Annotated in this window: 5 protein-coding genes; 3 read left to right on the top strand and 2 right to left on the bottom strand. The window is 60.1% G+C overall.

Going from position 1 to position 5,100, the window contains the following annotated elements:
• A partial coding sequence (locus VL202_RS03515) for an NAD-dependent epimerase/dehydratase family protein (RefSeq protein ID WP_325462786.1) occupies window positions 1-474 on the bottom strand: 474 nt, incomplete at its 3' end.
• A 1-nt stretch (window position 475) separates the two neighbouring features.
• Window positions 476-1,255 (bottom strand): FadR/GntR family transcriptional regulator, encoded by a 780-nt coding sequence (locus VL202_RS03510; protein ID WP_056335963.1) that lies wholly within the window; start codon window positions 1,253-1,255, stop codon window positions 476-478.
• A gap of 497 nt (window positions 1,256-1,752) precedes the next feature.
• On the opposite strand from VL202_RS03510, the gene VL202_RS03505 reads away from it, so the two are divergent.
• The 3 genes from VL202_RS03505 to VL202_RS03495 form a co-directional block, all read left to right on the top strand.
• Window positions 1,753-3,273 (top strand): sugar ABC transporter ATP-binding protein, encoded by a 1,521-nt coding sequence (locus VL202_RS03505; RefSeq protein WP_325462785.1) that lies wholly within the window; start codon window positions 1,753-1,755, stop codon window positions 3,271-3,273.
• Between the two features lie 126 nt (window positions 3,274-3,399).
• The gene (locus tag VL202_RS03500; protein ID WP_325462784.1) at window positions 3,400-4,449 is read left to right on the top strand and encodes an ABC transporter permease; all 1,050 of its coding nucleotides are present in this window, start codon (window positions 3,400-3,402) and stop codon (window positions 4,447-4,449) included.
• Between the two features lie 173 nt (window positions 4,450-4,622).
• Window positions 4,623-5,100 (top strand): substrate-binding domain-containing protein (locus VL202_RS03495; protein ID WP_325462783.1); only part of this gene is annotated, 478 nt, incomplete at its 3' end.

Here is a 5,100-nt window from a genome sequence, read left to right as displayed (position 1 = left end):
TTCGCCGATAGCCTTCTGCGTGCCGTAGCTGGTCAACGGGGTCAGGCAATGATTGTCGTCGATGATATCGGGCAAGGGTTCGCCGAAGACGACGATGGACGAGGTGAAGACCACCTTGGGGCAATAGGGGCGGTCCTTGCCGGCGAGGCGGATCGCCTCGAACAATGAGCGCGTGCCATCGAGATTGACGCTGTAGCCCTTTTCGAAATCGGCCTCCGCTTCACCCGACACGACGGCCGCCAGGTGGCAGATAAGGTCCGGGCGAGACTGAATCAGCCGCTCGGCGGTGCCCGGAAGCGAAAGATCGGCGGCGACGGTTTCGATCTCGCCGTCGAATGCAGGCTGCTCCGGCGCGACGATATCGGCCAGGACAAGGCGGCGGATCGGCCGACCCTGCAGGGTTGTTTTGGCGACGAGCGATTGGACGAGCTTGCGGCCAAGCATGCCGGCGGCGCCAATAATCAGTATGTTCATGTCAAGCAGGCTCCTTGTCGCCATCCGTGACGGTGAAGGGGGCCGCCGCTTGGGCATTTTTCCCTTCATCGACCGCAAGGCTGGTATCGTGGATGCGCAGAATATGCTCGGAGAAGGCCGCAGCCACGGCGTCCGGATTGCGCATTTTAAGTGCGCGAACGATGAACCGGTGGTCCTCCAGGCTCTTTTCGATGGCGCCGGGCTGGGCCATGGCAATACGGCGATGGTCGAGCATATAGGTGTAGAGATCGACCACGAAATCGGCGAGCAGCCGGTTTGGCGACGCATAATAGATCGTCAGATGGAATTCCCGGTCGCAGATGAGAAAGCGGACCGGATCGTTGCACGCCATCTGCTGGGCAGCGATCGAATCCTCCAGCCGCCTTATATCGTCGTCGCTCAGATGCTTGGCCGCATCGGCGACGACGGCGGTTTCCACGAGAAGGCGGGCGGCGTGGACGGCGTCGAGGCTGTATCCATTGATCGATGTGGGGTTGGTGACGCCGATCCTCTGGGCGCCGACTTCGACATCGACCCTTGCCACCCGCGTACGGGCGCCCTGGGAGACCTGGACGATACCTTCGGATGCCAGGCGCTGAACCGCGCCGCGCACGGTCTCGCGGCTGACCATCAGCATGGTCGCCAATTCTCGCTCGCTCGGCAGTTCGTCTCCGACCTGCAGGATGCCTGAAGCGATCAGGGAAACGATCTTGTCCCGGATCATTTCCTTGGCCGTCTGTTTGTGGATCGTTTCGTGTAGAGGGGAAAGCGGAGTTGCCATTTGCTCACCGACGCTGGACTAGTTAATGGACCAGTTAAACGATTGTTCTGACGCTGTCACCTGAAAAAATAAAAATTGCGGCAGTAGGATGGGCTGTTCAGGAGGGCGCTTCCCGAAGGCGGCGTCCCGATCACCGCCCGAAATCCTGGCTAACGACGGATGAGGCGTTTTATAAAGTCATTTATTTTCTTATAGTTAGGAATATTATTGGCGAATGAAAAATCTGAACGTCAATTTTCTCGGAGGCGTCGGTCATCCGTGCTCGAAATATTCAGTCCCCATGAGGGTGGTTTTATCTATGGAGGAGAAAATTTACTGGTCTGCTGTAAGTACCAGTTGACAAGCGAATACCGGACCAATAGCGTGCCGTAATCGCAGCGAAAGGGCATGCTCTTTCAGTCTGTGGCTGGTTCTTGGAGGAGCCGCAAAACAATTGGGGGACCGTTCATGCGCCTGTTCGCAAGAAGCCTGGCTGCCGTGCGCCTTGGAGCGTTGTCGTGAGCATTGCCGATCATATCGCGCTGCCGGCCGACAAGGGTGTCCCTCGTGCCGTTCTTGTGGCCCGTGGCGTCACCAAGTCCTTTCCCGGCGTGCTGGCGCTCGACAATGTCGATTTCGATGTGCGGGCGGGAGAGGTGACGGCCCTTCTCGGCGAAAACGGTGCGGGAAAGTCCACCCTCATCAAGATGATGGCCGGCTTCTATGCGCCGGATGACGGCGAGATCACGGTCGATGGCGCGCCTTTGCATGCAGACCCGTCCTCGGCCCACCATATCGGTGTTGCGACCATTCACCAGGATGCGCATCTGGTGCCGGCCATGTCGGTGGCGGAAAACATCATGCTCGGCCGATGGCCGACCCGCTATGGTTGGGTGCAGATGAAGCGCCAGCGCGCGAAGGCGGCCGCCGCCCTTCTGCGGGTCGCCCCGCATCTCAATCCCTCCACCCCTGCCGGTCGCCTGTCGTCGGCTGACCAGCAATTGGTCGAGATCGCCCGGGCGATCTCCGAGGATTCCAAGGTCCTCATCATGGACGAGCCGACGACCTCGCTCTCGCCACCGGAAATCGACCGCCTGTTTGCAGTCGTCGATGATCTGAAAAGCAAGGGCATGAGCATCGTCTTCGTGTCGCATTGGCTGGACGAAGTCTTCCGGATCGCCGACCGCGTCACGGTTCTGCGCGACGGCCGACTGGTCGGCAGCCGTCCGATCTGCGAGCTCGACCACGACAAGGTCATTCGCATGATGGTCGGTCGTGAGGTTCGCGATACGATTCTCAGCAAACGCCCCATTGGCGACGTGGTGCTACGGGTCAGCAATCTTTCGCGCCAGAACGTGCTCAGCGATATCTCCTTCGACGTCCGTGCCGGCGAAATCGTCGGCATGTCCGGCCTTGTCGGGGCAGGGCGCAGCGAAGTTGCCTCGTGCATCTTCGGCATCGATCCCTATGACAGCGGTTCCGTCGAGATTGCCGGGGAACCGATCCGGCCGAATGATCCGAAGGCCGCCATCGAGGCTGGAATCGGCCTTGTTCCGGAAGACCGCCGCCGGCAGGCCCTGGTCGGGCTGATGAGCGTCAAGAGTAATGTAACGCTCAGCCTGCTCGATCGCATCTCGAGTTTCGGGTTTCTCAGCATGGCCCGGGAGCAGGAGATCGCCGATCGCGAGATTCGGGCTCTGTCCGTCAAGACACCGTCATCGAGCACGCGTGTTTCAACGCTCTCGGGCGGCAATCAGCAAAAAGTGGTGCTGGCCCGATGGCTGGCGCGCAAGCCGAAACTGTTGATCCTCGACGAGCCAACAAAGGGCATCGATGTCGGGGCGAAATCAGAAATCAGCGAGCTGATCCTGCGATTGGCCGAAAGCGGCATGGCCATTCTGCTCATCAGTTCGGAATTGCCGGAAATATTGACGCTCACCGATCGCGTGCTGGTGATGCGCTCCGGCCGGATTTCCGCATCGCTGACACGGGAAGAGGCGACCAGCGAAACGATCATGAGCTTTGCCACGACAGGCTAACCGCGTCATCCGGGCGGGCGCTCGGATGAAAGAATATTCTAATATTGGCGCCTGCATGTCTGCATCCGGAGGATGCGCGCGGCACCAAGGCGAGGAGAACGACGAATGGCAGTGGAGAACGCACCTATGACCGATCTTGTGCCCCGGCGATCCGGAGGGCTTTCGTCGCTGCGGGGTAAATTGTCCTTCATCGACCTGATGCAAAGCCTCGGCCTGATGGCGGTTATTCTTTTGGGCAGCGCGGTGATGAGCACGCTCAGCCCGGTCTTTGCAACCATCCGCAATATCGAGAACGTGCTGCAGTCGGCAACCATCATCGCGGTTGTCGCCATCGGCCAGACTTTCGTAATTCTGGTATCCGGCATCGATCTCTCGGTGGCCTCCGTGCTGGTTCTGTCGTCGGTCCTTGCCGTCGGCCTTGTTCAGTTCCAGGGCTTTTCGCCTGAGATTGCCATCCTGGCCGCACTCGTTGCCGGTCTGGGCGTCGGCCTGATCAACGGTCTTGCGGTGACGAAGCTGCGCATACCGGCGCTGATCGCAACCCTGGCAACGATGACGATCGCCCGCGGCCTTGCCTATATCTATTCCGGCGGTACCAACATCGCGCCAGTCCCGCGCATTTTCATCGAGCTTCAGGCAAGCCGCGTTTTCGGCATTCCGGGCGTGATCGTGCTGACCCTGGTTCTGGCCGCCCTTGCCCAGATCGTATTGTCGCGCACCCGCTTCGGCCGGTCCGTCTATGCAACCGGCGGCAATCCGCTCGCGGCAAGGCTCGCCGGTATCAAGACCGAGCGCGTGATCATCGCCGCCTTCATGATTTCGGGCCTGATGTCTGCCGTCGCAGGTCTCTTGATCACCGCACGCTTCGAGGCGGGCGCGGCAACCGCTGCGCAGGGACTGGAGCTTGCCGTCATCGCCGCGGTCGTCATCGGCGGCGTCAGCCTGTTTGGCGGCGAAGGCAATATAGGCAGCATGCTGCTCGGGGTCCTGCTGCTCGGACTGGTGCAAAACGCCGTCAACTTGCTGAACGTGCCGCCGAACTGGGACTCGGTGGTGAGCGGACTGGTGATTGCAGCGGCCGCGGCGCTCGATGTCTACCGGAGAAGCTATCTGGAGGCTGGAATGCGCAAGAAAGTTATCGCGACCAAGGCGGGCAAGCAACCCAAGCCGTCCTAGCAGAACAGCTCGGCAAGCCCGTCCAGGCGCGTTCCACAGCACCGCGCGGCTTGTCCTTGAACGTGCCTTTTCGTGACAGCATCGGCAACAGGACGCATCACCGCAAGCGGTTATGCTCGGGTTCTCCTTGTCTGTCGTTCGGGAGAAGTGGTCCAATTGGGAGGAGAAAAACCATGGATATCAACAGAACAATGACGACGACAAGACGGATGTTTCTGAGCCTTGCTGCAGGTGCCGCAGCACTGACGATGGGAAGCGCGGGTTTCGGCACGGCTGCCCTTGCGCAGGAAAGCGCGTTGAAAGGCAAGAGCCTTGCCTATATCGCTTTCGGCCTGCAATACGAATACCAGGTCACGCTGGTCGAGCACGTCAAGAAGCTCGCTGCTGAAAAGGGCATGACCATTTCCGTCTATGACGGCAAGGGCGATGCTAGCACCCAGACGACGCAGCTGCTCGACGTCGTCAGCAAGCAGCCTGATATCATCCTTCTAAACCCGGTGGATGCGACCCTGTTGCAGGGTGGCGTGCGCAAGGCGAATGAATCGAAGATTCCGCTGTTCATGCTGGAAAACCTGCCGCCCGAAGGCGAATGGGTTGCCTATAATACATTCGACGACGTTGCCGGCGGCGCTGCCGCTGCCGATGCCGTGG

It is taken from the genome of Pararhizobium sp., from assembly GCF_035497515.1.
Lineage (GTDB): Bacteria > Pseudomonadota > Alphaproteobacteria > Rhizobiales > Rhizobiaceae > Pararhizobium.
The sequence above is the reverse complement of the archived record's forward strand: the minus strand, read 5'-3'. Positions and strand labels throughout refer to the sequence as shown.